The following is a 25,449-nucleotide window of genomic DNA, read 5'->3' as shown; positions in this document are numbered from 1 at the left end:
AATACAGCAGGGATCGCCGCACAGGCGATCCCTGCTGTTAAAAAAACTTTAGTTACCTCCCAACGCGCGATACAGCGATACCATTCCCTGGTACACATTCCGGCGCGTAGTTACCAGCGCCAGCTCTGCTTCCAGCACACTCTTCTGTGCAGTGATCACTTCCAGGTAATTTGCATAACCGGTAGTGAAAAGAATGTTAGCGGTAGATACCGCCTCCTGCAACACCAATACCTCCTTGCTTTTCAGCGCATAGGCTTCCTGTTGGTTTTCTACTTTGTTTAAGGCAGAAGCTACTTCCTGGTAGCCATTTACAATGGTCTGCTGGTATTCGTAGAATGCCGTCCAGGCATTGGCGGTACTGATATTGTATTGCGCCTGTATTTGTTTTTTATTGAAGATGGGAGCGGTTAAATTCCCTACAGCGCCCCATGCTATGGACGCGGGCGACTGGAACAGCAACCCTGCCTTGAAAGCATTAAAGCCCGCATAGGGCGTAATGGTGAGTCCGGGTAAAAAGGCCGCCCGCGCAGCTTTCACATCGGCTTTTGTGGCAGCCAGTTCAAGCTCCGCCCGCTGTACATCCGGGCGTTGCAGCAGCAGGCTGGCAGGGATACCTTTTTTTATCGCCGCCGGCAACGCCTGCGCATCTTTTACCGTGCTGCGTACAATGGGCTGTGGCAGTCTTCCCAGGAGGGCATTGAGCTGGTTTTCCAAAGAAGCGATTTCCTGTTTTACGCCATACTCCAGTGCCTGTGTGCTCAGTAACTGGGCGGTAAACTGTTGCACTGCCAGCTCGGTAGCGCGTCCGCCGGCCTTTTGAATATGCACGGTGGCGACTGCGGTTTCCTGTAATTTAATATTGCGTTGTATAATAGCCAGCTCATTGTCCATCGCGGTAAGCTCGTAATACAGCCCGGTAACGCCTGCCACTATTTGCGTGGTAAGCAGGCGGCGGCCCTGTTCACTGCCGAGAAAGCGTGCGTAGGTGGCCTGGCGCTGGCTTTTCAGTTTACCCCAGAGATCTATTTCCCAGCTGCTTCTCAGGCCAGCAAAGTATTCAGGTGTTGGACCGGGAATGCGTTGATCTTTACTGATATTGGGCGACAGGTTGGTATCGAAGTTACCCACGCCGTTGAGCGTATAGTCTGCATACTTATCCACACCGGCTGATAAGGAAAGATTCAGTGATGGCAGCCATGCGTTTTTTGCCATCATCAGGTTAGCCTGCGCTGTAGCAACGCGTTGTGCAGCAGAGAGCAGGTCATAGTTATTACGCAAGGCGGTATCAATGAGGCTCCGCAAATTTGGATCATTAAACACCTGCGCGAAATTGTGCAGTGAAATGGTATCACTGCTATTACCTGATACCACGGGAACGCTTATACGTTCCGGCAGCGCCAGTTCTTTTTGTGTGCTGCAGGCCACTGTTGCAGTGGCCATCGCAGCATATAATGCGTATTGATATATTCGTTTATTCATTGGTGTAAGCTTTTAGTTCAACGGATTTTTTCCTGATCATGGAAGCAAACAGCACGTATAATCCGGGTATGATCAGTACACCGAAAATGGTTCCGATGAGCATGCCGCCGGCTGCGGCTGTACCAATGGAACGGTTGCCCATAGCGCCGGCGCCGGAGGCAATACACAACGGTATTAATCCGGCAATGAATGCGAACGACGTCATGAGAATGGGGCGTAGCCTGGATACGGCGCCTTCTTTCGCAGCGGCGAGGATGGTAGCGCCGTGCTTATTTCTCAGGATGGCAAATTCCACAATGAGGATGGCGTTCTTTCCAAGTAAACCTATCAGCATTACCAATGCCACCTGTGCATAGATGTTATTTTCCAGGCCCAGTACCTTCAGGGAAAGGAAGGCGCCGAAAATACCGGCTGGCAGCGATAACAATACCGGCAGTGGCAACAGGAAGCTTTCGTATTGAGCGGCCAGCAACAGGTATACAAACACCAGTACGATGATGAAAATATAGAAGGCCTGATTACCGGAAAGGATTTGTTCTCTCGTCATACCACTCCATTCGTAGCTATATCCCCTGGGCAATTCTTTGGCGGCTACTTCCTGTACAGCGGCAATGGCCTGGCTGCTGCTGAATCCTGGTTTGGCGTCGCCATTGATCATGGCGGCGGTGTACATGTTATAGCGGGTCAGTTGTTCCGGTCCGTATACACGTTCCAGTTTTACGAAGTCGGAATACGACACCATTTCGCCGCGGTCGTTTTTTACGTAGAGGCGCAGCAGGTCGTCGGGTTTGGTGCGGTAGGAGGGATCCGCCTGCACCATTACCTTATACATTTGCCCGAAGCGGATGAAGTTGGAAGCATAGAAGCTACCCATCAGCGTTTGAAGATTGCTCATGGCATTTTCTATACTCACACCTTTTTTTGCAGCCATGGCCTGGTCTACATGGATCAGGTATTGCGGGAATTCCGCATCAAAGCTGGTGAAGGCGCTGCCTATTTCCGGTCTTTTTTTCAGTGCGTCGATGAACTGGTTGGTGATCTGCGCGGTTTGCCGGAGATCGCCGCTGCCGCTGCGATCGAGCAGCCGTAGTTCAAATCCGCTGGAGTTACCGAATCCGGGAACGGTAGGCGGCGGGAAAAATTCTATGCTGGCATCTGCAATACCAGCTGTTTTCTTTTGTAATATTTCAATGATATCCTGTACAGATGCTTTGCGGTCGTCCCAGGGCTTCAGGTTTACCATGCCCATCCCGTAAGAGGCGCCGGCCACTTCGTTTACCAGGCTGTAACCTGCAAGGGTGGATACGGATTCCACTTCTCCCAGTTCAGCAGCAATAGTTTGCACCTGGTCCAGTATGGCTTCGGTACGTTCTACTGTTGCTCCCGGAGGAGTGGTTACGTTTACATAGATCATCCCCTGGTCTTCGGTAGGAATGAACCCGGAAGGCAGGATGGCGCTAACGCCCCAGGTAGCGGCGAAGAAGAATACGAGGCAGGCCAGTGTAATCAGTCTCCTGCCGGCGATAAAGCTGATCAGCTTTGCATATTTATTTTCGGTAGCATTATAGCCTTTGTTGAAACCGTTGAAGAAGCGCTGCAGCAGGCTCTTTTTACGGGGTTTGCCATGTGTGTCTTTTAACATGATGGCGCAGAGTGCAGGCGTTAACGTTACTGCGTTAATACCTGAAATCACGATGGAAATGGCCAGTGTGAGCGAGAACTGCCGGTAGAATACACCTACCGGACCTGATAAAAACGCCACCGGTATAAATACAGCAGACATTACGAGCGTGATGGCCACCAACGCCCCGCTGATTTCTTTCATGGCTGCCAACGTGGCTTCCATCGGAGGGAGATGTTCTTCACTCATTTTCACGTGTACGGCCTCCACTACCACAATGGCATTATCTACCACAATACCAATAGCCAGTACCAGTGCAAAGAGCGTGAGCAGGTTAATGGAGAAGCCCATCATCTGCATAAAGGCTAACGTACCAATTAATGCTACCGGTACCGCAAGCGCAGGAATGAGGGTGGAGCGGAAGTCCTGCAGGAAAATGAACACCACGATAAATACCAGCAGGAACGCTTCAAACAGGGTTCTTACCACTTCGTGGATAGAGGCGTCGAGAAAGCGGGATACGTCGTAGTTGAAGTTAAAGGTCATGCCCGGAGGAAACGAGGAATTCTTCATTTCTTCCATTTTTGCCTTCACATTGTTGATTACTTCGCGTGCATTGGAGCCGGGTCGTTGTTTAAGCATGATGGAGGCGGAAGGCTTGCCGTCTGTTTTGGATACCATGCTGTAGGTGAGCGAGCCAAATTCCACGTCGGCTACATCTTTAAGATGCAGCACGGATCCGTCCTGTCCTGCCCGCAGTACGATTTGCCGGTATTGCTCCGGTTCAAAAAATTTACCGGTGTAGCGTAACACATATTGCAGCATCATCGCATCTTTATCGGAGCTTTCGCCGGTTTTACCAGGAGCTGCTTCAATATTCTGTTTGCGGATAGCCTGTATCACTTCATCGGCAGATACGTTGTAAGCCAGCATGCGATCGGGTTTCAGCCACACACGCATGGCGTATTCTTTTGCGCCCATGATTTCCGCACGGCCTACTCCATCGATGCGTTTTAATTCCTGGAGTACGTTGATGTCGGCAAAGTTGTAAATAAACTGTTCATCCAGGGTGGTGTCCTCGCTCATCACGTTGAGGTATAACAGCATACTGTTTACCTCTTTTTCCGTGGTTACGCCGGCCTTGATCACTTCTTCGGGCAGCTCATCAATAATGGTGGCTACGCGGTTTTGTACGTTCACTGCGGCCTGGTCGGGGTCTGTACCCACCTGGAAGAATACCTGGATCACGGTGATCCCGTCGTTACTGGATACGGACGACATATACGTCATGCCCGGTACCCCGTTGATGGCTCTTTCCAGTGGTGTAGACACTGCTTTGGCAGATACTTCCGCATTGGCGCCGGTATATTTAGCCGTTACCGTTACTGAAGGCGGCACAATATCGGGGAACTGGGTAACCGGTAAGGTAAATAGCGCGAGCAGGCCTACCAGTGTGATAATAAGCGATATGACCAGTGACAGCACTGGCCTTTTTATAAAAGTTTCAAACATTGTTCCGTGATTTCAGCTCAAAAGCTGTGTGATTATAAACTGAGTAAACTATCCATTGCAACGCCGCGTGGTGAAATCCGGATACCATCGCGGATGTTGCGTACGCCTTCACACACAATACGTTCTCCGGGCTGAAGTCCGGACTGAACGATGTAGAAATGGGCAAAGCGGGCTTGTGGAATAAAGTTTCTCATCTTCACTTTGTTGCTGCCGTCCACCACGAACACATAGTTTTTGTCCTGCATTTCGAATACGGCTTTTTGTGGGATAATCACCGCACTGTCTATTTCAGTGGTAAGACGCACCTTCCCGCTGGCGCCATGTTTCAGCAGCTTGGAAGGGTTGGGGAAGCGGGCACGGAATGCAATGGAGCCGGTGTTTTCTTCAAACTCACCTTCTATGGTTTCTATTTTACCAGTGTGATTATAATCTGTACCATCTGCCAGTACAAGTGCTACCTGCCGGTAGCTGTTGTCGCCTTTGGCCAGCGCTTTATTATACTGGAGATACTCTGTTTCTGATACGTTGAAATAAGCATAAATTTCGCGTGTATCCGATACCGTAGTCAGCAGGGTGCCTTCACTGATCAGGCTTCCTTTCTTTAAGGGAATACGGTCGATGATACCATCAAAAGGGGCGCGGATACTGGTATACGACAGGCGCATTTCCGCGTTGGAGGCGGCAGAGCGGGCTTCTTCTATTTTTGCCTGCGCCGCAGCGAGTTTTGCATTGGCTACTTCCAGTTCGGAAGGCGCTACTACTTTTTTCTCTACCAGCAACTTTACCCGGTCCAGTTCCAGTGCGGCGGCTTTGCTTTCCGCTACCATGCTGCTGAGAACGGCTTTCGCTTTGGCCAGTTCTGCCCGGTATTCCGCATCATTGATACCAAACAGCAGTTGTCCTTTTTTTACTTCCTGACCTTCGTCGATAAATATTTTATCAAGAAAGCCATTTACACGGGCGCGTATTTCCACATTCTGCACCGCCTGGATATCTGTTACATAAGAACGGTGCAGCAGTGTATCTTTTGTTACCAGTGTGGTAACCGGTAAAACTTTAAGATCCTCGTTGTTGGTACTTTCTCCCTTGGTGGCGCAGCCAGCCATGAAAAGAGCGATCAGCGATGTTAAGATCCCTGTATATTGACGCATAGCAATAAGATATTGATCCCGGCATAACCGGAATAGGTGAATACAACACAATAGGAGGCCATCCGCTGTGATAGCAGAAAAGGCAGGCATCTCCTTAAAAAAAATTAAAAGTGATTACAATAAAAGGTGTGCTGGTATTCAAAAAGGAGTAAACCGGAAGAGAAAGGAATAGTAGGCGGGCCGGAAGGATTTCTGGCGGCCATACTCACCGGTTTTATTTTCAGGAATATAAATGCTGCGTGCAGTGTTATCTGCATCGAGATATACAATGCGGGTGGCGGTACTTACCTGCGGGGCAGCTGCAGAAAGATACCAGCGTGTTTTGCGCCGGTGCTTTGTGATATGCCATACTTCGGTACCTTCATCATCTGCTTCGAGATGTACAGGAATTTTATTAACAAGACTTAATAACCTGTCCTGCTCTACCTGTTGCTTGTGCAGATCGGGTAACAGAAAATAATGACGATGTGCTGCAAACGAAGGCAGGACGCCGGTTGCCAGCTGTAAACACAGCAGGAAGCAGACGAGTGTCCAACGTTTTAATATGTGCGCACGATCATTCATTAAACCGCAAAATTAATAGTTTTTGATTTATTTAAAGATTAGTTTATTGTAAAGGATCTATTTTTTGATAACCGGTAAGATGGGTATAAAAATAAAGAGCCGTCTCATTTTATAGAGACAGCTCTTTCCACTCTGCACAGGATTGAATTGTTAACTATTTTATCGCCTGCATGGCAGATTTAGCAGCAGCAATGGTTTCATCCAGGTCTTCGGTAGTGAGTGCATTACTCATAAACCAGCTTTCGAAAGCGGAAGGCGGCAAATAAATACCACGGTCCAGCATCGCATGGAAGAAACGTTTGAATAATTCATTATTAGCGGCAGAGGCAGCAGAGAAATCCACAATCGGATATTCAGTGAAATGTGCGCTCAGCATAGATCCCATCTGGTTGATGCTATGCACGATACCTGCAGCGCCAAATGCTTCTTTTAATCCATTCACCAGGTAGCTGGCTTTTTCTTCCAGTTGCTGGTAGATAACAGGATTTTCATTCAGCGTTTGCAATAAAGTATAACCGGCAATCATTGCAATAGGGTTACCGCTTAAAGTGCCTGCCTGGTATACCTTTCCGGCCGGAGCAAGATGTTCCATGATTTCTTTCGGACCTGCTACTGCGCCCACCGGCATACCTGCCCCGATGATTTTACCAAAAGTAACAAGATCGGCCCGGATGCCCAGCAATTCCTGTGCACCACCGCGGGCCAAACGGAACCCCGTCATTACTTCATCGAAGATGAGCAGGATATTGTTTGCATCACAAAGCTGGCGGAGCCCTTCCAGGAAGCCCGGCTGTGGAAGGATACAGCCCATGTTACCCGCTACCGGTTCAATGATAATAGCAGCAATCTGGTTAGTGTTATCGGCAATCAATTGCTCTACTGCGGGTAAATTATTGTATGGAGCAGTAAGCGTATCTTCTGCTACTGCAGTGGTAACGCCCGGCACAGATTGAATGCCCAGCGTAGCTACGCCACTGCCGGCGCTTACCAGGAACGCATCAGCGTGACCGTGGTAGCAACCTTCAAATTTGATAAACTTATTACGGCCGGTATAGCCTCTCGCCAGCCGGATGGCTGTCATACAGGCTTCCGTACCGGAGTTTACCATGCGTATCATATCGATATTAGGCACCATGCCTGTGATCAGTTCTGCGATCTTTGTTTCCAGTTCTGTAGGAGCCCCGAAAGATGTGGAGTAGGTGGCGTATTCCTGTATGGCCTTTACCACCGGCTCATATGCATGGCCGAGGATCATGGGGCCCCAGGAATTGATATAGTCGATATAACGGTTGCCATCTACATCGTACATATAGGCGCCTTTGGCACGTTCCATAAATACGGGAGTGCCGCCTACACTTTTAAATGCACGTACGGGAGAGTTAACACCGCCGGGAATTACCTGCTTTGCTTTCCCGAATAACATTTCACTTTTACTGTACATCTGTTGGTGGTTTATTATTTTACGCAAGATAGGGAATTATGCATTCAGCAGTTTTACAGCGTCTTTTGCAAAGTAGGTAGCGATCAGATCCGCGCCGGCGCGTTTCATACTGGTCATACATTCCATGATGGCCTTGTTTTCATCGAGCCAGCCTCTTTCTGCCGCTGCTTTGATCATAGCGTATTCACCGCTTACATGATAAGCACTCACTGGTACGGTTACACGATCTTTAATAATGCGCATAATATCGAGGTAAGCCATAGCAGGTTTTACCATCACAATGTCGGCGCCTTCTTCAATATCCATCAGCGTTTCCCGGATCGCTTCGCGGGAATTGGCATAATCCATCTGGTAGGTTTTCTTATCGCCGAAGCCGGGAGCAGAGTCCAGTGCATCACGGAAAGGACCGTAAAAACAGGACGCGTATTTGGCGCTGTAAGCCATAATGCCTGTTTTGTCGAAACCATTCTCTTCGAGGATATTGCGGATTGCCAGGATGCGGCCGTCCATCATATCGCTGGGCGCTACAAAATCGGCGCCTGCCTGTGCATGGCTCAGGCTCATGCGTGCCAGTACTTCTACCGTAGGGTCGTTTACAATTTCTGTTCCGTCTACAATACCATCGTGACCGTAGGAAGAGTAGGGGTCCAGTGCAACATCTGTCATCACCACCATTTCGGGAATGGCATTTTTAATGCCGCGGATGGCACGCTGCATCAACCCGTTGGGGTTTACTGCTTCGGTACCTTTATTATCTTTTACACTGTCCGGCGCTTTCACAAACAGCAGTACGCTTTTAATACCCAGGCTCCAGAGTTCCCTGGCTTCTTTAATGGTAAGGTCCAGGGAGTACCTGAAATAACCCGGCATAGAGCTGATCTCTTCTTTCACATTTTCTCCTTCGGTAACAAATAACGGCGCTATAAAATCGCTGGGTGTTAAAATTGTTTCCGCTACCATTGCACGAATAGCAGGAGATACTCTTAAAATTCTGTTTCTTCTGATCATCTTTATAAAAATTTTATTGTTTTTATATCGTCGTCTGCCGGCTTATTATTTTACCCATTCCCTGGGCTTCAGATATTCTTCCAGCTGTGCTTCCGGGCTGCCGGGTGCGGGATGAAAGTCGTACTCCCAGCGGGCTACAGGTGGTAAGCTCATCAGGATGGATTCTGTACGGCCGTTTGTTTTCAGGCCAAACAGCGTGCCCCTGTCGTGAACGAGATTGAACTCCACGTAACGTCCACGTCTATACGCCTGCCAGTTTTTATGTGCGTCGGTATAAGGCAGATTTTTTGTTTTCTCTACCAGCGGAAGATATGCTTCAAGGAAAGCGTTTCCATTTGCTTTGGAGAAATTCAGGAGTTCTTCTGCGGTCCTTTCTGCGTTAGGCCGGAGGTAATCGTAAAAGATACCGCCTATTCCGCGCGCTTCGTTATTACGGTGTTTATTGATAAAGTATTCGTCGCAGTGTTTTTTATATGCAGGATACAATTCTTTTCCAAAAGGATCACAGGCATCTTTAAAGGTACGGTGAAAATGTATTCCGTCTTCTTCCTGCAGGTAATAGGGCGTAAGATCCGCACCACCGCCAAACCAGCTGTCTTTCAGCGTTCCATCCTGGTCATACAATTCAAAATAGCGGAAGTTGGCATGTACGGTAGGCACAAAAGGATTCACCGGATGCAGCACCAGCGAAATACCACATGCCATGAACTGGCTGTTGGTAACGCCAAACTGTTGTGCCATTGCCTCCGGCAACTCACCATGAACAACCGAAGTATTTACACCGCCTTTTTCAAACACATTCCCGTTGGCGATCACGCGTGTTTTACCACCGCCGCCACCAGGGCGTTCCCAGCGGTCTTCCAGGAAAGTAGCTTTGCCGTCTGTTTTCTCCAGTGCAGCGCAGATCTCATCCTGTAAGCCGTGTATGAATGATATGAAATTATCTTTGATGCTCATGGTTAATTATCCGTGTGCTTTAACTGTTTCTACGAACGCTTTGGCGTGATCAACCGGAACATTTGGTAAGATACCATGTCCGAGGTTGGCAATGTAACGCTGTCTGCCAAAGCCTTTCAGCATTTCCTTTACGGCCTTTTCAATTTCAGGAATAGGCGCCAGCAATTTAGCGGGATCAAAGTTTCCCTGCAGGGTGATGTTGCTGCCGGCAAACTGGCGGGCCAGTTCCGGTTTAATACACCAATCGATACCCAGTCCGTGCGCGCCGGTAGCGGCCATGTCTTCCAGGGCAAACCAGGCGCCTTTGGCAAATACGATAGTAGGACAAACATCCTTCATCGCGGCAACTATCTGGCGGATATATTGTAAAGAGAATACTTCAAAATCCTGCGGACTGAGCAGCCCGCCCCAGGAGTCAAATACCTGTACGGTATCAGCGCCTGCGGCTACCTGTGCTTTCAGGTAAGCGATGGTGGTATCGGTGATCATCTGCAACAACTGATGTGCTACGGCAGGCTGCTGATAGCAGAATGCTTTTGCTTCATCAAAAGTTTTGGAACCCTTGCCTTGTACCATGTAGCAGAGCAAGGTCCAGGGCGCGCCACCAAAGCCTATCAGCGGTACCCTGCCATCCAGTGTTTTTTTGGTGAGCTTCAGTGCATCAAATACATAGTGCAGTCTTTCCTGTACATCGGGAACGCATAAACGTTGCAGATCCTGCGCGGTTTTAATGGGAGCGGGCAGCAGTGGTCCTACTTTTTCCACCAGCTGTACTTCCATGCCCATTGCCTGTGGAACCACGAGGATATCGGAGAAGATAATAGCAGCATCAACGCCCACCTGGTCTACCGGCATCACCGTTATTTCTGTTGCCAGCTCCGGGTTTTCGCAGCGTTCAAAGAACGTATATTTATCACGCAGTTTGATATAATCCGGTAAATAGCGACCAGCCTGACGCATCATCCATACCGGTGTGCGGGAAACAGTTTCGCCTTTAAGGGCCTTCAGCAATAAGTCGTTCTTCAATGCGCTCATTCGTAGCAGTTAATGTTGTTAAAATAAAATATAGCAGTTTGCACCATGCTTTCTTCGCTGATATCGGTGCTCATTATAATTTTGTTATCGGTGTGTTCTCTCAGTTCGGTGGCGGTTGTTCTGCCAATGGCGAAGCAAACGGTTTTACTATTCAGCCTGTTGGCAGACAGGTAGCTTTTTACGGCGCTGGGACTGAAAAATAATACGCCGTCGTAATCATCGGCTGTTACAGCGGGTGCAGGAATATTTTCGTAGATCACGAACTCCTTTACTTCAATACCAGCCTTTTGCAATGCATCCGGTAATTCGTTTCTCCGGATATTTCCGCAGAAAAAATTAACGGAAGTAATATTGCCGATTTGTATAATGGCCTTAGCAAGTTCGCTGCCATAAGGGGATTCCGCTAAGATCTTACAATCAGTGAACACGTTTTCCACTGCTTTCCTGGTGCTCCCGGAAATACAGCAGATATTTGGCTCGCTGATTACATAAAACGTATCATCCTGGTGCAAATAATATTTGGCCAGTATTCTCGCTGCATTGGCACTGGTGAACACATGTACAGCTTCCGGACGGAAAATCTGTGCCATATGCTCTTCGCCTAACAGTGCTTCATTGAGAAGCGGCTTTATCTGTATAAAATCCTGTACATCTATGTGTATACCACTTTCACCAGCAACAGCCACAGAGCTGTCTGTTAAATGCCTGGTGCTTAATATGCGGTATTTATCATTTAGCATTTCTGATCTGTGCTACTATTTCAGCGCCACCCTGCGCCATAATATCTTCTGCAGCTTCCTGTCCGAGGTGTTGGGCCTGTTCCGATGGTACTTCGCGTGAAACAGTGAAGAACCGGGCGCCATCCAGGCTGCACAGTTCGCCGCTGAAATGTATGTGATTGTTTTGTATATAAGCGTAAGCGCTGATGGGGGTGGTGCATCCGCCCATCAGGGTACGTAAAAATTCGCGTTCAATGTGTGTGGCGAGGGCGGTATCTGCATGATTAAAAGCAGCGCATGCATCCAGGCAAAATTGATCATCTTCCCTGCACACTGCCACCACTGCGCCCTGTGCGGGAGCTGGCAGCATCCAGTCGAGATCAATGGAATTAGCAGGACGTACGTTGATCCTTTCCAGTCCGGCTACCGCGAAAATGGCGCCGTCCCAGTTTTCTTCCGCCAGTTTTCTCAAGCGGGTATTAACATTGCCACGCAGGTTATGCAGGTGGTGCTGTGGATATTTCCGCAGCCACTGTGCTTTACGGCGTACGCTGCTGGTAGCGATGTTAGCTATATAATCCGGTTGTGAAAGGAAGTTAGTATCGTTTTTATATACCAGCAAATCTTTTACCGGCCCGCGTTGCAGGATAGCGGCATGTACAATTTGCTTAGGAAGCTGTGTAGGAACGTCTTTGAAGGAGTGAACGGCAATGTCTATACGGTTATTGAGCAATGCCAGGTCGAGGCTTTTTGTGAAGATGCCCTGTACGCCTATTTCATACAGGGGTGTTACCAGGTCTATATCTCCTTCGCTTTTGATGGGTACCAGTTCTGTACGGTAACCTTGTGCGGTGAGCAGATCATTTACCTGGTTTGCCTGCCACAAGGCCAGCTGACTTTCTCTTGTGCCTATCCTGATAACTTTATCCATTTGTTTATTCCTGGTTAACTCCGGTCTCAAAAATATCGTTGATCATGGCGATGTACTGGTCGCTTTTGTCTGTTTCCTTGCGTACTTTACCAGCCATGAGATTAATCATTTTTTGTATGATGCGGGAAGATACGAGTTCGATGTCTTCCATGTTGTAGTGACCGCCGTTTTTCTGTTGCTGTATTTCGCGGGTATGTATTTCCTGCAGTTTATCTTTTACGGCTTTCAGTACTACTGCGTGTTTGCGCATTTTGTACCAGTAAAGGAATTCCTCCATATGTTCGTCGATGATGGAGATTGCCTTTGGTACTTCTCCCAGCCTGTTTTGCAGGGTTTCATCCTGTACTTTGGAGAGTTCATCCACATTCACGAGGGTGATATGCGGGAGTTCACCTACAGCCGCTTCCACATTGAAAGGAATGGATAAGTCGACGATGAGTTTTGGAGAAGTATTGCGGAGATGTTCTGCCAGCACTGTTGGGTGTGGGGCATTGGAAGCAACGAGTATCACATCTGCCTGCTGCATTTCGCTTACCATATCTTCGATGGGAGCGTATTTCAGTCCGTGCTGGCCGGCGAATTCGGCGGCCACCTGCAGGGTGCGGTTAATGAGGGTTACTTCTTTTACGCCGAGGTATTCGATCATGTTCTTGCAGGTGTTGCGGCCTATTTTACCTACACCCAGCAATACAATTTTTTTATCTTTTATATCAGGACAGATGCGTTCCAGCATTCTCACGGTGGCAAAAGCCACTGATACCGTGCCTTTGCTGAGTCCTGTTTCAGTTTTGATGAGTTTGGAAACCTGTAAAACGCTGTTAACAAGCCTTTCCAGGAAGCTGCCCAGGCTGTGATGCGCTTTGGCAAACTTAGTGGCATTACGGATCTGACCTATGATTTCGTAGTCGCCGAGAATCTGGGAGTCAAGACCGGTACCTACCTGGTACAAATGCCTGATCGCTTCTTCTCCTGACTTGGTATAGGCTAATTCTTCCAACTGGCTTCTGTCGCCGTTTGATTCCCTGCAAAGCAAATCTATCAACTGCCCCGGGTTCGCTGCAAATCCGTATACTTCCGTTCTGTTACATGTAGAGAGCACAAAGAGATCGTCTAATTGCACTACCCTGGCATGCTCCAGGAGTTGTTGATACTGAGCCGGATTGATGGCGTATAATCCCCTGATAGCAGCGTCTGTTTTCTTATAGTTGATGCCAACGATATGAAAATTTGCTATTTCTTTTGAATGACTGACCTGCATGTTTTTGTATAAGCTTCCGGTTGCAAAAGTACTTTCATACGTCCCAAACAAAAGGGGTTAGCTGTCATTAGTGTGTCATTTCTACTACTGGTAATCATTACGACGAAAAAATGATTTTTATCAGGTTTTGCCTTTACAAAAGAATGACACTAATCAGCCTGGCTATACGTGGACTATAATGCTTTTCGCTTTCGGCTTTTTGCTTACTTTTGCACCAATTTAAAAGAAATGGTATCTAAATCTGATGTTGGAATAGTATTAATGAACCTCGGATCGCCTGATTCTACCGCCGTGCCGGATGTTAAGCGTTATCTGAATGAGTTCCTGATGGACAAGCGTGTAATTGATTATCCGTGGTTGTTCCGCAAGATCTTAATTGAAGGTATCATTGTGCCAAAACGTGCGGAGCAATCTGCCAGGGCTTATGAATCTATCTGGTGGGAAGAAGGATCGCCATTGGTAGCCTTAACAAAGCAGCTGCAGATGGCAGTGCAGAACGACATGGAAATCCCGGTGGAAATAGCCATGCGTTATGGTAACCCGCATCCGCAGGTGGCTTACGACAACCTGCTCAAACAAAATCCTGGTCTGAAAGAAGTGGTGCTGTTGCCCCTGTATCCGCATTATGCCATGTCTTCTTATGAAACAGCCGTGGAATACGCGCAGGAAGTCTATAAAAAGAAAAAATATAAATTCAAGCTGTCGGTAGTGCCTCCGTTTTATGATGAACCGGATTATATCAATGCACTTACTGAAAGCATGCGTCCATATCTTCAGCAGGACTATGATTACGTATTATTCAGTTATCATGGATTACCGGAAAGGCATATGCGTAAAGCCGATCCTACCGGTGCGCATTGCATGAAGGTGAATGATTGCTGTCATGTAAAGTCACCCGCACATGATTATTGCTACCGTCACCAGATCACGGTTACTACTGAGCTGGTAGCGGAAAAGCTGGGACTGCCGCGGGAAAAATGGGGTATCTCTTTTCAATCAAGACTTGGCCGTGAAGAATGGCTGAAGCCCTACACCGCCGGTTTGCTGGAAACACTGCCGGCTGAAGGCAAAAAACGACTGCTCATCGTGTGTCCTGCTTTTGTTTCAGATTGCCTTGAAACACTGGAGGAGATAGCTGTGGAAGGAAAACATTCTTTCCTGAACAGTGGCGGCGAATCTTTTACTATGATTCCGTGTTTGAATATTCACCCGTTATGGGTAAAAGCAGTGGTTAAATATTGCACGCAGATAATCGCAACTGAAGCCGTTTAAATTTATCATATGTCTGATCAACCCGTATTGATTGTCGGCGCCGGTCTGTCCGGGCTGAGTATTGCATATGAATTGCAGAAACTGCAGGTGCCATACCAGGTACTGGAGGTTTCTGATCATACCGGTGGTGTAATGAAATCTATACGGGAAAATGGTTTTGAGCTGGATGCAGGCGCCAACACCATCGCAGCGTCGCCGGAACTGCTGCAGTATTTTACAGAACTGGGTCTTGATAAAGAAATTCTGCAGGCCAGCGCCGCCAGCAAAAACCGCTTCCTGGTAAGAAGACACCAACTACATGCGGTTTCCCCACATCCTTTCAAAATCATGGCTTCTCCATACCTGAGCCGCGGCAGCAAGTGGCGGCTGTTTACAGAGCGCTTCCGTAAACCGGCCACGGTAGCAGGAGAAGAAACAGTGAGTGATTTTGTAACAAGAAGATTTAATAAAGAGATTGCCGAATATGTTTTTGACCCGGTATTATCAGGCATCTATGCCGGTAATCCCGACCTGATGAGCGTAGCGGAAGTATTGCCCGCACTCCCGCGGTGGGAGCGGGAATACGGCAGCGTTACCAAAGGGCTGATGAAAGATAAGGGCGCTATGGGCGGCCGGAAAATCATCAGCTTCAAAGGCGGCAACCAGTTGCTCACAAACCGTTTACATCAATTGCTGACCACCCCGGTACGCTTTAACTGCAACGTAACCGGCATCACTGCCGCCAATGGCGGATATATTGTGAGTGCGGTGGAAAACGGGGTATCAGAAAGCTATACCGCTTCAAAAGTTGTACTGACCACCCCGGCATACAGCACGGCAGAAACCATTACCCACCTCGATGCGGCTACTGCTGCCTTGTTAAACAATATTCATTACCCCCGCATGGGTGTGCTGCACCTGGGCTTTGACGCCGCCGCGCTGCCACAGCCGCTGGAAGGCTTTGGCTTCCTGGTGCCCAATGCGGAAAATATGCATTTCCTCGGCGCTATCTGCAACTCTGCTATCTTCCCGGATAAAGCCCCCGCGGGCAAAATCCTGTTTACCGTATTCCTGGGAGGTGCGAGGCAGGAAAGCCTGTTTGACCAGATGCCCCCGGAAACCCTGCAGCAGCAGGTAGTTTCGGAAGTACGCTCTTTACTGCACCTGTCGGCCCCACCGGTGATGCAGCGGTTCAGTACCTGGAACAAGGCCATCCCGCAGCTGAATATAGGTCATGTTAAGTTGCGGAATGCTGTAAAAGACTTTGAAAAAAAATATCCGGGCATTCATATCTCCGGAAATTACCTGCAAGGCGTAGCCATCCCGGCTTTACTGCAACATGCCGCTGCTTTGGCCGCTTCTCTGAAGAAAAATTAAACAGAAAAATAGTTCGTTGTTGCCGTTTTTTCTTTAAATTCCATTATAAATTTCCACCAGATGATTGCAGGAATTTTAAAAGAAAAAAACGGCGAAACCAGGGTGTCTCTTGTCCCTGAAGTAGTAAAGCAACTGCAGCAAATGTCGGTGACCGTGTGGGTGGAGCAGGGAGCCGGCGACCATGCTTTTTATAACGATGACGCCTATATGCAGGCGGGCGCGGAAATAAAAACAGCTGCCAGCATCCTCACCGGAGCAGATATCATCTTTACCCTGCAGCCTCCATCAAAAGAGATAACAGACCAGATCCCTCCGGGAAAAATTATCGCCGGTATTTTGCAACCACTGTACCGCGTAAACGAAGTGGAGTACTGGGCGTCCCGTAATATCACCGCTTTCAGTTTAGATACTATCCCCCGCACAACCCGTGCGCAGGTAATGGATGTGCTTAGTTCGCAGGCCAATATCGCCGGTTATAAGGCAGTATTGCTGGCAGCGTATAGCTATTCCCGTTATTTCCCCATGTTTATGACTGCAGCCGGCAGTATTGCTCCCGCCAAAGTATTGATACTGGGCGCCGGTGTAGCGGGTTTGCAGGCCATTGCCACCGCCCGCCGTTTGGGCGCTGTAGTGGAAGTATTTGATACCAGGCCCGCTGTGAAAGAAGAAGTAATGAGCCTGGGTGCCAAATTTGTGGAAGTGGAAGGAGCCGCAGATGCTTCCTCCGCCGGCGGTTATGCGGTAGAACAAAGCGAAACATATAAGCAGCAGCAACAGCAGCGTATTGGGGAAAGCATTGCCAAAGCAGATATTGTGATCACCACTGCGCAAATTCCGGGTAAAGCAGCGCCGGTACTGGTAAGTAATGAAATGCTGGACCGTATGCGCCCCGGTTCCGTGATTGTGGATCTTGCCGCCGCCACGGGCGGTAACACCAGTGCTACAAAGAACAATGAAACCGTGCAGTACAAAGGAGTGACCATCATCGGAAATTCCAACCTGCCTGCTACTATGCCGGCCGACGCCAGTAAGTTGTATGCAAAAAATCTATTCAATTTCCTGAAACTGATACTGACAAAAGAAGGAGCACTGCACCTGAATTTTGAAGATGATATTGTGAAAGGCGCCTGTATTACACACAACGGTGAAATTGTGAACGACCGTGTGAAAAACCTGATGCAGCCAGCTTAGTAGTCGAGATCGTAAAATACCTGTCTGACATGGAATATATTTTAACTTTTCTTCACCAGCATATCGATCTTATCTACATCGTTATCCTGTCTGTTTTTTTAGGAATAGAAGTGATTTCGAGAGTGCCGTCTGTATTGCATACACCGCTGATGAGCGGCGCCAACGCTATTCACGGCGTTGTAATTATCGGGGCTATCATTGTGATGGGGAAGGCGGAAGCGGATAATTATCCCGCGCTGATCATCGGCTTCCTGGCGGTGATCCTGGGTACGATCAATGTCGTAGGAGGTTTTGTGGTAACCGACCGTATGCTGGAAATGTTCAAAGGAAAAAAGAAATAGCTGGTAAATGGTTACCGTTATCTGTTGTTTTTTTACGGCAGACAGATGCTAACTGTTTAACAGCTTAAAGCTAACGGCTAAAAGCATAATACTTATGGGATCCAGCATTTTATCAATTATCTACCTGATCGGCTCTGTTACTTTTATCCTCGGACTGAAAATGTTAAGTAAACCGGATACTGCCCGCAAAGGCAACCTGGTAGCCGCTGCGGGAATGTCGCTGGCCATTCTCGGCACTATCTTTCTCTACCGGGTAAACGATGCCCCCCTGCATAATTATGGTTGGATCTTCACCGGGTTGGTTATCGGTGGTGTTATCGGCGTGTTGTCTGCAAAGAAGGTGAAGATGACGGCCATGCCGGAAATGGTAAGTATGTTCAACGGAATGGGTGGGGCATGTGCTGCGCTTATTTCTATCGTGGAATTTGACCACCTGATCAAACTGATAAAGAATTTATACGCACCTGTTTCCGACGATCACCTGGCGCTTCAGTTACTGGAGTCGTCTGCCTCAAAAGGAATGGTGATCATCATTTTGCTGAGCCTCATCATTGGCGCGGTATCCTGCGCGGGCAGCATTGTTGCGTGGGGAAAGCTCACGGGAAAGGTGAAGGATTTTTCCTTCAACGGCCAGCATTTCCTCAATATGGGTGTACTGGCACTGATAGTAGGTTTATCCGTTTGGCTGGTGTGTATCTTTGGTATTTCGCCAGGAACGGGTCTTATTGTGTTCTACGTTGTTTTCCTGCTGGCGCTGTTTTATGGCGTGTTATTCGTGCTGCCGATTGGTGGAGCGGATATGCCCGTGGTGATTTCCCTGTTGAATTCATTTACAGGAGTAGCCGCGGCCTGTGGCGGGTTCCTGTACAGTAACCCGGTGATGCTCACGGGTGGTATCCTGGTAGGTTCGGCCGGAACTATCCTCACCATCCTCATGTGCAAGGCCATGAATCGTTCCCTGAAAAACGTGCTGATAGGCTCTTTTGGCGGTGGTGCAGCAGGTGCTGCGGCCTCCGGGAAGGAGCAGGGTAACTATAAAGAAATCAGTTTGAATGATGCCGCTGTAGTGCTGGCATATGCCAATAAAGTGATCATTGTACCAGGGTACGGATTGGCGGTGGCGCAGGCCCAGCATGCCTGTCACGAGCTGGAGAAGCAGCTGGAAGAAAAAGGCGTGGAAGTAAAATACGCTATTCACCCGGTAGCAGGCCGTATGCCAGGGCATATGAATGTATTGCTGGCAGAAGCAGATGTTCCCTATGAGAAGTTATTGGAAATGGAAGATGCCAACGCTGAATTTCCCACTACCGATGCGGTATTGATCTTAGGGGCCAATGATGTGGTAAACCCTGCAGCGAAGAGCGATCCCGCCAGCCCCATTTACGGGATGCCTATCCTGGAAGTTGAAAACGCAAAAGTGGTGATCGTCAATAAACGTAGTATGAAACCGGGATATGCCGGTATCGAAAACGATCTCTTTTTCCAACCCAAAACATCCATGCTGTTTGGAGATGCAAAGAAGGTGTTGCAGGAGCTGCTTTCCGCCATCAAGGAGGTGTGAGCGGATTTTGTCTTGGTGCAGGATTACGCTGATTATACTGATTTTTCCTTTTGGATTTTATAAATGATTAAGGGAGATATTAGCGAGTTTATTCGCCCATCTCTCCTTTAATCTTTTTAAAAAATCTAAGTAAAAATCCAAAAGGAAAAATCAGTATAATCAGCGTAATCCTGCACCAAGACAAAATCCGCAATCGCCGGAGGCGATATTCCCGCATAAAACATTTTTTGCTAAATTTGCGGAAAAAAAATTCCTTTGTCCAGTCAATTACCAGCAGCGCTACTAGATTCGTTAGCGGGACTTCCGGGTTATAACCGGGAAACTTTTGAGCAGGTGCATGCCGCCGCCGAAAAAATTACTTCACTGCGATTGAATCCCAATAAAATAAAAACGCCGGAACGAACGGCCGCTGTGCTGCAATCCCTGTCGGCCACCGGCGCCACCCCGGTTCCCTGGAGCAGGGATGGGTATTATTTACCGGAGCGGCCCTCCTTTACATTTGATCCTTATTTTCATGCGGGCGCCTACTATGTGCAGGAGGCTTCCTCTATGTTCCTGGAACAGATGGTACGTGCAACGGTGGATCTTACACAACCATTGAAGGTATTGGACCTTTGTGCTTCTCCGGGAGGCAAATCCACTTTGCTGCAATCCCTGATCAGCCGGGATAGCCTGCTGGTAGCCAACGAGGTGATCAAGCCACGGGCCGCGCTGCTGACAGACAACCTCACAAAATGGGGCGCTGCAAACGTAGTGGTGAGCAATAATGATCCGCGTGATTTTTCAAGGCTGCCTGGTTACTTTGATCTGGCGGTTGTGGATGCACCTTGTTCCGGCTCCGGTTTATTCCGCCGCGATCCGGAGCTGGTGGAGGAATGGTCGCCGGAGAATGTAACGCTCTGCAGCCAGCGGCAGCAAAGGATTATGGCAGATGTGCTGCCATCGGTAAAAGAAGGCGGTGTTGTTATTTATTCCACCTGCTCTTTTTCTGCAGAAGAAGATGAAGCAATCCTGGATTGGCTGGCCGATCATTTTGAACTGGAGAATATCCCGGTTACACTGAACCCCGAATGGAATATTGTTGCAACGGTAACGCACAAACGAAATTGTACCGGTTACCGGTTTTACCCCGACAGGCTGAAGGGAGAAGGATTTTTTATAGCAGCTTTCCGTAAGCGCAGCAGCGAAACCCCGCGTAAGCCGAAGCAACATAAATCAACTGCACTCACTGCCCGTCAGCAGGAGGTAATTACCCCCTGGATAAACATGCCTGACGATTACCAGTATTTCATGCACCAGGAAGAAGTATTGATTTTGCCACCTTCCGTGGCGGCAGAAATACCATTGTTGCGGCAACAATTGTATATTCGCAAGGCGGGTGTAAAAGCAGGACATCCCAGCGCGAAAGAACTGATCCCCGATCATCAGCTGGCAGCCAGCACATTAGTATCCGATGAGCTGCCGGTGGTTTCCTTGGATTTGCGGCAGGCATTGCAATACCTGCGCAAGGAAGATCCGGGAATGAGCACACGGGTGCGGGGCTGGGCGCTGGTAAGATATGAGGACATGAACCTCGGCTGGGCAAAAATATTACCCAACCGCATGAACAACTACTATCCGAAAGAGCTGCGCATCCTGAAAGAGATTACAGGATTGTAAAGAATAAACGACTGCTATTTATCCGGGAATGATACTAACTTTGAAATACAGTGCCAACGGGGGCGCCGTTTTATAACGGCAGCCACAACAAAAAGGGATTTTCTCCGTTTGGTTTATTAAATAATTTTGTCAATTTTAACGCATATATTCGTTGCCCGAAATAGCAGATAAAATTTAAGATATTCTGCTGCATCATAAACAGAGTTAGTATGATAAAATCGATTCTTTCAATCGTCTTGTTTGGTTTTAGTGCAGTAGCGGCGCAAGCGCAGGACACGCTGGAGGTACAAGGTACTTCCCCCGCTCTCTACATATCCCATGTTGTTAAAAAAGGAGAAAATTTTTATAGTCTCAGCCGTGCTTATGGCTTACCGCCAAAAGAAATTGCGGCCGCCAATAAAGTGAATATGGAACAGGGATTACAACTGGGTCATAAGCTGCATATTCCTCTCACTGCTGCCAACTTTTCACAGAAAGCAGATGCCTCCGGCAAACCGGTATATCATAAAGTATCCGATAAGGAAACTTTATACCGTGTGAGTGTGAACTATAACAAAGTACCGCTGGATAATATCCGTCAGTGGAATAGTTTTTCCGGAGATGGACTGAAAAAAGACAGCTACCTGATTGTGGGCTTTATGAAAGCTGGTGGCGCCGCTGCTGAAGCTGCCCCCCGTCCTGAAAAAGTAAAGGAAAAAGCTACCCCGGCAGCAGAACCAGTGGTTACTTTATCTCCGCCACCACCGCCTCCGGCAGTAAAGGAAACGCCTAAGAAAGAAAAAGAACCGGAAGCCCGCCCTGCAGCAGAAACAACAGAAACGGTTACTCCTGCCCCCACGCCGGTTAAATCCGCTCCTGTTAGCAGCAGCACCGATTTTGAACAGTTGTATGAGCAGCAAACCAACGGCGGCAAAAAAACGACTTCTGAAAAAGGCCCCGGCACCTGGTTCAAGAGCAATGCTGTAGGTAAATATTACGCGCTGCACAACACCGCACCACGTGGCACCATCATCAAGGTAACCAATCCCCTGAATGGCAAAGCCGTATACGCAAAAGTACTGGACGTAATCCCGCAGATGAAAGCCAATGCTGGCCTCATCATCAAACTGAGCGACAGTGCGATGCAGGCACTCGGCAGCAATGAAACCAAGTTTTACTGCGAGCTGAGTTACGAGGATTAACGCGGATGTTGTCTTAGAGCAGGATTACGCTGATTATACTGATTTATTGGATTTTTATAAATGATTAAGGGAGATAGAAGTGGATACACACTTTTATCTCCCTTAATCTTTAAAATCAAATATGATCAAATCCAATAAATCAGTATAATCAGCGTAATCCTGCTCCAGGACAATTTCCATCGCCGAAGGCGATCTCCCCGGCCTAAAAGCGATACCCCCGCAGAAACGCTTCCACATCCATTTTCTTCTTGCCTTCCAGCTGGATTTCATCCAGGTAAAGATAACCGTCCGGTGCTGCTATTTTGATATAGCTTTTTTGATCGGTATCAAAATCGCCCGGTGCTTTTGCCGGTGTGGTATGTTCCTTACGGGCTTTGTATATTTTCAGTGTTTTTCCCTGGAAAGTAGTCCACGCAGCAGGGTAGGGGCTAAGCCCGCGTACCAGGTTGTAAATGCTGTCCAACGGTTGGTTCCAGTTGATCTGGCAGGTTTCCTTGAAAATTTTTGGCGCATGTTTTATTTCCGCTGCAGGGATATTGGCCTGTGGCGTTTCCTGTACGTTGCCTGTGGCAATAGCCTGTACAGTTTTAAGCAGTAAGCGGGCGCCTGTTTGCATCAGGGCATCGTGCAGTTCACCGGCGGTTTCATCGTCGCGGATAGCTACTTTATCGCTGAACAGGATGTCGCCGGTATCTATTTCATGCTGTAGTTTGAAGGTGGTAACGCCGGACTCTTTTTCGCCGTTGATAATAGCCCAGTTAATGGGTGCTGCGCCACGGTAATTGGGCAGCAGCGAAGCATGTACATTGATGGTGCCTTCGGGAGGCATATTCCATACTATTTCAGGTAACATGCGGAAAGCCACTACTACCTGAAGGTCGGCTTTCAGCTCTTTTAGGGCAGCAATGAAATCAGGATTTTTCAGTTTTTCCGGTTGCAAAACAGTGAGTCCTTTACTCACTGCATATTGTTTTACTGCACTCTCCTGCAGCTGTAAACCACGACCGGCGGGCTTATCCGGTGCTGTGATCACACCCACTACATTAAATCCGTTCTGTACTAATATATCAAGGGATGCCACTGCAAAATCAGGAGTACCCATAAAAACAATGCGAAGCTCTTTACTCATAGGATGCAAAAATAACGACCTTTCGCGGATTTTAGCGATGGGGAAGACGGAAAGCCATCCCCTTTGCTTTTTAGTATAACAGGTATTTGGCCCGTATTATCTTAAACTTCGCCAGTCCGGGTTCCCAGCTTTTGCGGATCTCTGCTTCAGACATACCTTTCACGATCTGCTGTTGCAGTATGGTGTTACCGGCCAGTTTGCTGAAGAAGGGAATGAAGAATTTAGATTTATCCGGGAACATGCGATATGCATTCAGCAGCCATTTCAGTTCAATTTTACGGCCTGCGTGGGGAGTAGCTTCCGGGGCATCGCTCAGGTCAAAGCCGTAGCAGAGCTGGTCTTTCAGCACCGGTGTTGGATTAGTGGCGCTGGCGCGGGGCGTAAATGAATAACCCTTTTTAGGAAAAGCCGGTGAGCCATATACCTGGAAAGGCTTGTCAGTACCACGTCCCAGGCTAAGTGCGGTGCCTTCAAAAAAGCAGAGGGAGGCATAGAGGTTGATAGCCGCCATATTGGGCAGGTTGGGCGACGGCTTGATGGGTACGCGGTAAAATGTTTTGTGGTCATAATTTTCGCAGGGAATCACTTTAATATCGCAGTGTACGCCTTTGCGGAGCATGTGTTCTCCATTCAGCATCCGGGCATATTCGCCAACGGTCATGCCATGTACCACGGGGATGGGTTGCATGCCTATAAAGGAACGGTAAGTGGTATCGAGAATGGGACCGTCTACATAGTCGCCATTAGGATTAGGACGGTCCAGTATTACGAGCGTTTTTTTATTTTCTGCTGCGGACTCCATCAGCTCCTGCAGGGAAGAGATGTAAGTAAAAAAGCGGGTGCCTACATCCTGGATGTCGAACAGCAGGATGTCCACATCTTCCAGATCGGCTGCAGTAGCTTTACGGTGTTGCCCGTAGAGCGATACAATGGGAATACCGGTAGCAGAATCAACGCTGTTGGCTACTTTTTCACCATGACCAGCATTGCCGCGGAAGCCGTGCTCAGGGCTGAAGATCTTCTGTATTTTTATATTCAGTTTTAACAGGGAGTCTACCAGGTGCGTATTATCGATGGTGGCGGTTTGATTCACCATCATGGCTACCCGCTTGTTTTTCAGCAGTGGAAGGTAACGCGCCGTTTGTGTGGCGCCTGGCAATACATGTTCCGCATATTGTGCGGAGGTTTCATAAATGCACCCTGCCAGGAGGACGCAAAGAAGGAGAATACGGTTCATACCGTTAAGATAATGCAAAGCTTTATTGACTGTATCAAAAAGTGCGGATTATGGCTGCTTTTTGTATCTTGCGCGTAATTATTAACACTAAACAATTAATTTTTATGCAAACTGTTAAAAACGGGGATACAGTGAAGGTGCATTACCACGGCCGTTTAACGAACGGAACTACTTTTGATTCTTCCGAAGGTAGAGCTCCGCTCGAATTCAAGGTAGGTGCCGGTATGGTTATCAAAGGTTTTGAGAATGGTGTGCTGGACATGAAAGTTGGCGACAAGAAAACCATTCATATCCCTGTTGATCAGGCATATGGTCCCAAAAGTGATGAAATGATCATGGATTTTCCAAAAGAAAATATCCCGGCTGATCTGAATCCTGAAGTAGGTATGGAATTGCAGATGAGCAACCCTCAGGGACAGGTTTTCCAGGTAAAAGTAGCAGCTATCGGCGACGAGTTTATTACCCTGGATGCTAACCACGCGCTGGCTGGCGAAGACCTGGTATTTGACCTCGAACTGGTTGAAATCGTATAATATTCAGGTATTTTTTTGATTTACGGATGCAGGAACTGGTTGATAAAACTACCCTTGCATCCGTAAATTTTTTATGTCTGCTGATACATCGCTTTCATATCGCGCAAACAATCTGCGCAAAGACAACCACTATAATTTTGCTGGATAAAATAACGCTCTTCTTCGGTTAACACCACATCCTGGCACTGACAGCGTAGAATGGTGCCTACGCGGCATTCAAAGGTGCGTTCGCACCGCGGACAGGTTACGGTTTCATGACATGCCATGTCCTAAAATTACGGATTTTAGGCTGCATTCAGTAAATGCAGCGCGG

Annotated in this window: 22 protein-coding genes; 8 read left to right on the top strand and 14 right to left on the bottom strand. The window is 48.1% G+C overall.

Annotation, left to right across the window (positions count from 1 at the left end):
- Window positions 1–48: 48 nt before the first annotated feature.
- The 11 genes from B5Z18_RS15665 to hemA all read right to left on the bottom strand — a co-directional run bounded on the left by B5Z18_RS15665 (window position 49) and on the right by hemA (window position 13,676).
- The gene (locus tag B5Z18_RS15665) at window positions 49–1,479 is read right to left on the bottom strand and encodes a TolC family protein (protein WP_079470421.1); all 1,431 of its coding nucleotides are present in this window, start codon (window positions 1,477–1,479) and stop codon (window positions 49–51) included.
- A complete protein-coding gene (locus B5Z18_RS15660) occupies window positions 1,472–4,612 on the bottom strand; it encodes an efflux RND transporter permease subunit (protein WP_079470420.1) in 3,141 nt (1,046 codons plus the stop codon). The genes B5Z18_RS15665 and B5Z18_RS15660 overlap by 8 nt, the downstream gene beginning before the upstream one ends.
- A 32-nt stretch (window positions 4,613–4,644) precedes the next feature.
- Window positions 4,645–5,763 carry an efflux RND transporter periplasmic adaptor subunit gene (locus tag B5Z18_RS15655; RefSeq protein ID WP_079470419.1) on the bottom strand — a complete coding sequence of 373 codons (1,119 nt, stop codon included), beginning with the start codon at window positions 5,761–5,763 and terminating at the stop codon, window positions 4,645–4,647.
- A 138-nt stretch (window positions 5,764–5,901) separates the two neighbouring features.
- On the bottom strand, window positions 5,902–6,327 hold the full coding sequence (locus tag B5Z18_RS15650) for a hypothetical protein (protein ID WP_079470418.1): 426 nt from the start codon (window positions 6,325–6,327) through the stop codon (window positions 5,902–5,904).
- Window positions 6,328–6,481: 154 nt separating this feature from the next.
- A complete protein-coding gene (gene hemL / locus B5Z18_RS15645; protein WP_079470417.1) occupies window positions 6,482–7,768 on the bottom strand; it encodes a glutamate-1-semialdehyde 2,1-aminomutase in 1,287 nt (428 codons plus the stop codon).
- A gap of 36 nt (window positions 7,769–7,804) precedes the next feature.
- A complete protein-coding gene (gene hemB / locus B5Z18_RS15640; RefSeq protein WP_079470416.1) occupies window positions 7,805–8,776 on the bottom strand; it encodes a porphobilinogen synthase in 972 nt (323 codons plus the stop codon).
- Window positions 8,777–8,821: 45 nt separating this feature from the next.
- On the bottom strand, window positions 8,822–9,733 hold the full coding sequence (gene hemF, locus B5Z18_RS15635) for an oxygen-dependent coproporphyrinogen oxidase (RefSeq protein ID WP_079470415.1): 912 nt from the start codon (window positions 9,731–9,733) through the stop codon (window positions 8,822–8,824).
- Between the two features lie 6 nt (window positions 9,734–9,739).
- Entirely contained in the window at window positions 9,740–10,768 is a 1,029-nt protein-coding gene (hemE, locus tag B5Z18_RS15630) for a uroporphyrinogen decarboxylase (protein WP_079470414.1), read from the bottom strand.
- Window positions 10,765–11,508 (bottom strand): uroporphyrinogen-III synthase, encoded by a 744-nt coding sequence (locus B5Z18_RS15625; protein WP_079470413.1) that lies wholly within the window; start codon window positions 11,506–11,508, stop codon window positions 10,765–10,767. The genes hemE and B5Z18_RS15625 overlap by 4 nt, the downstream gene beginning before the upstream one ends.
- Window positions 11,498–12,418, bottom strand: coding sequence for a hydroxymethylbilane synthase (gene hemC, locus B5Z18_RS15620; RefSeq protein WP_079470412.1), 921 nt, complete (start codon window positions 12,416–12,418; stop codon window positions 11,498–11,500). The genes B5Z18_RS15625 and hemC overlap by 11 nt, the downstream gene beginning before the upstream one ends.
- A gap of 4 nt (window positions 12,419–12,422) precedes the next feature.
- Window positions 12,423–13,676 carry a glutamyl-tRNA reductase gene (gene hemA, locus B5Z18_RS15615; RefSeq protein WP_079470411.1) on the bottom strand — a complete coding sequence of 418 codons (1,254 nt, stop codon included), beginning with the start codon at window positions 13,674–13,676 and terminating at the stop codon, window positions 12,423–12,425.
- A 228-nt stretch (window positions 13,677–13,904) separates the two neighbouring features.
- Between hemA and hemH the strand changes: the two genes are divergently transcribed.
- The 7 genes from hemH to B5Z18_RS15580 all read left to right on the top strand — a co-directional run bounded on the left by hemH (window position 13,905) and on the right by B5Z18_RS15580 (window position 22,237).
- A complete protein-coding gene (gene hemH / locus B5Z18_RS15610) occupies window positions 13,905–14,948 on the top strand; it encodes a ferrochelatase (RefSeq protein ID WP_079470410.1) in 1,044 nt (347 codons plus the stop codon).
- Between the two features lie 9 nt (window positions 14,949–14,957).
- Window positions 14,958–16,304 (top strand): protoporphyrinogen oxidase, encoded by a 1,347-nt coding sequence (gene hemG, locus B5Z18_RS15605; protein WP_079470409.1) that lies wholly within the window; start codon window positions 14,958–14,960, stop codon window positions 16,302–16,304.
- Between the two features lie 60 nt (window positions 16,305–16,364).
- Complete coding sequence (locus B5Z18_RS15600) at window positions 16,365–17,495, top strand: Re/Si-specific NAD(P)(+) transhydrogenase subunit alpha (protein ID WP_079470408.1); 1,131 nt, start codon at window positions 16,365–16,367, stop codon at window positions 17,493–17,495.
- Between the two features lie 29 nt (window positions 17,496–17,524).
- Window positions 17,525–17,836: an NAD(P) transhydrogenase subunit alpha part 2 gene (locus tag B5Z18_RS15595; RefSeq protein ID WP_079470407.1), complete on the top strand. Its 312-nt coding sequence runs from the start codon at window positions 17,525–17,527 to the stop codon at window positions 17,834–17,836.
- Window positions 17,837–17,930: 94 nt separating this feature from the next.
- A complete protein-coding gene (locus B5Z18_RS15590) occupies window positions 17,931–19,397 on the top strand; it encodes an NAD(P)(+) transhydrogenase (Re/Si-specific) subunit beta (RefSeq protein ID WP_079470406.1) in 1,467 nt (488 codons plus the stop codon).
- A 255-nt stretch (window positions 19,398–19,652) separates the two neighbouring features.
- Window positions 19,653–21,056: a methyltransferase RsmF C-terminal domain-like protein gene (locus B5Z18_RS15585; protein WP_079470405.1), complete on the top strand. Its 1,404-nt coding sequence runs from the start codon at window positions 19,653–19,655 to the stop codon at window positions 21,054–21,056.
- 209 nt (window positions 21,057–21,265) lie between these two features.
- Window positions 21,266–22,237, top strand: coding sequence for a LysM peptidoglycan-binding domain-containing protein (locus B5Z18_RS15580; protein ID WP_079470404.1), 972 nt, complete (start codon window positions 21,266–21,268; stop codon window positions 22,235–22,237).
- A 202-nt stretch (window positions 22,238–22,439) separates the two neighbouring features.
- Here the strand turns inward: B5Z18_RS15580 and fmt are convergent, their stop codons facing one another.
- Window positions 22,440–23,366: a methionyl-tRNA formyltransferase gene (gene fmt, locus B5Z18_RS15575; protein WP_079470403.1), complete on the bottom strand. Its 927-nt coding sequence runs from the start codon at window positions 23,364–23,366 to the stop codon at window positions 22,440–22,442.
- A 70-nt stretch (window positions 23,367–23,436) separates the two neighbouring features.
- Window positions 23,437–24,603, bottom strand: a complete 1,167-nt coding sequence (locus B5Z18_RS15570) for an exo-beta-N-acetylmuramidase NamZ family protein (protein WP_079470402.1) — start codon at window positions 24,601–24,603, stop codon at window positions 23,437–23,439.
- A 104-nt stretch (window positions 24,604–24,707) separates the two neighbouring features.
- Between B5Z18_RS15570 and B5Z18_RS15565 the strand changes: the two genes are divergently transcribed.
- Window positions 24,708–25,136, top strand: coding sequence for an FKBP-type peptidyl-prolyl cis-trans isomerase (locus B5Z18_RS15565; RefSeq protein ID WP_079470987.1), 429 nt, complete (start codon window positions 24,708–24,710; stop codon window positions 25,134–25,136).
- 71 nt (window positions 25,137–25,207) lie between these two features.
- On the opposite strand, the gene B5Z18_RS15560 is transcribed toward B5Z18_RS15565, so the two are convergent.
- Window positions 25,208–25,402, bottom strand: coding sequence for a cysteine-rich CWC family protein (locus B5Z18_RS15560; RefSeq protein ID WP_079470401.1), 195 nt, complete (start codon window positions 25,400–25,402; stop codon window positions 25,208–25,210).
- Window positions 25,403–25,449 lie beyond the last annotated feature (47 nt).

The sequence above is a fragment of the Chitinophaga ginsengisegetis genome, from assembly GCF_900168065.1.
Lineage (GTDB): Bacteria > Bacteroidota > Bacteroidia > Chitinophagales > Chitinophagaceae > Chitinophaga > Chitinophaga ginsengisegetis.
Note: the sequence above shows the minus strand (reverse complement) of the source record. Positions and strands in the feature narration are given on the sequence as shown.

Bases quoted from the DNA above. Each gene is read 5' to 3' on its own strand.
- B5Z18_RS15665 (WP_079470421.1), bottom strand. From the start codon at position 1,479: ATGAATAAACGAATATATCAATACGCATTATATGCTGCGATGGCCACT.
- B5Z18_RS15660 (WP_079470420.1), bottom strand. From the start codon at position 4,612: ATGTTTGAAACTTTTATAAAAAGGCCAGTGCTGTCACTGGTCATATCG.
- B5Z18_RS15655 (WP_079470419.1), bottom strand. From the start codon at position 5,763: ATGCGTCAATATACAGGGATCTTAACATCGCTGATCGCTCTTTTCATG.
- B5Z18_RS15650 (WP_079470418.1), bottom strand. From the start codon at position 6,327: ATGAATGATCGTGCGCACATATTAAAACGTTGGACACTCGTCTGCTTC.
- hemL (WP_079470417.1), bottom strand. From the start codon at position 7,768: ATGTACAGTAAAAGTGAAATGTTATTCGGGAAAGCAAAGCAGGTAATT.
- hemB (WP_079470416.1), bottom strand. From the start codon at position 8,776: ATGATCAGAAGAAACAGAATTTTAAGAGTATCTCCTGCTATTCGTGCA.
- hemF (WP_079470415.1), bottom strand. From the start codon at position 9,733: ATGAGCATCAAAGATAATTTCATATCATTCATACACGGCTTACAGGAT.
- hemE (WP_079470414.1), bottom strand. From the start codon at position 10,768: ATGAGCGCATTGAAGAACGACTTATTGCTGAAGGCCCTTAAAGGCGAA.
- B5Z18_RS15625 (WP_079470413.1), bottom strand. From the start codon at position 11,508: ATGCTAAATGATAAATACCGCATATTAAGCACCAGGCATTTAACAGAC.
- hemC (WP_079470412.1), bottom strand. From the start codon at position 12,418: ATGGATAAAGTTATCAGGATAGGCACAAGAGAAAGTCAGCTGGCCTTG.
- hemA (WP_079470411.1), bottom strand. From the start codon at position 13,676: ATGCAGGTCAGTCATTCAAAAGAAATAGCAAATTTTCATATCGTTGGC.
- hemH (WP_079470410.1), top strand. From the start codon at position 13,905: ATGGTATCTAAATCTGATGTTGGAATAGTATTAATGAACCTCGGATCG.
- hemG (WP_079470409.1), top strand. From the start codon at position 14,958: ATGTCTGATCAACCCGTATTGATTGTCGGCGCCGGTCTGTCCGGGCTG.
- B5Z18_RS15600 (WP_079470408.1), top strand. From the start codon at position 16,365: ATGATTGCAGGAATTTTAAAAGAAAAAAACGGCGAAACCAGGGTGTCT.
- B5Z18_RS15595 (WP_079470407.1), top strand. From the start codon at position 17,525: ATGGAATATATTTTAACTTTTCTTCACCAGCATATCGATCTTATCTAC.
- B5Z18_RS15590 (WP_079470406.1), top strand. From the start codon at position 17,931: ATGGGATCCAGCATTTTATCAATTATCTACCTGATCGGCTCTGTTACT.
- B5Z18_RS15580 (WP_079470404.1), top strand. From the start codon at position 21,266: ATGATAAAATCGATTCTTTCAATCGTCTTGTTTGGTTTTAGTGCAGTA.
- fmt (WP_079470403.1), bottom strand. From the start codon at position 23,366: ATGAGTAAAGAGCTTCGCATTGTTTTTATGGGTACTCCTGATTTTGCA.
- B5Z18_RS15570 (WP_079470402.1), bottom strand. From the start codon at position 24,603: ATGAACCGTATTCTCCTTCTTTGCGTCCTCCTGGCAGGGTGCATTTAT.
- B5Z18_RS15565 (WP_079470987.1), top strand. From the start codon at position 24,708: ATGCAAACTGTTAAAAACGGGGATACAGTGAAGGTGCATTACCACGGC.
- B5Z18_RS15560 (WP_079470401.1), bottom strand. From the start codon at position 25,402: ATGGCATGTCATGAAACCGTAACCTGTCCGCGGTGCGAACGCACCTTT.